Source organism: Halomonas sp. BM-2019 (genome assembly GCF_017584085.1).
Window position 1 is genome coordinate 424,685 of sequence record NZ_CP071922.1, and the last position, 289, is coordinate 424,973.

The following is a 289-nucleotide window of genomic DNA, read 5'->3' on the forward strand; positions in this document are numbered from 1 at the left end:
CCATCTCCTGGTGGATGAGGGTGAGCAGGTCGGCCAGGCCGTTGGGGCAGGTGTCGCGCTCGCCGTGGACCTGCTCGACGCGTCGCGCCATGCGCACCAGTTCGGGTAGCTGCTGGCGGTGGACGTCGTGGTAGCGGGTCAGGATATGGTCGATCAGCTCGTCGTTGCTGGCCGTCTGCCAGTCGCGCTCGTCGCTCGAGCCTTGCGGCAGCGCCTCGAGCTCGGCGACCAGGGCCTCGGGGGACAGGCCGATGCGCTCGGCGGCCTCGCGCAGGCTGATGCGCCCGCC

1 pseudogene is annotated in these 289 nt (G+C 71.3%); it reads right to left on the bottom strand.

Features of this window, described 5'->3' with window-relative positions:
- Nucleotides 1-289: pseudogene (locus J5F18_RS02160) on the bottom strand (iron-sulfur cluster repair di-iron protein); the annotation flags it as partial.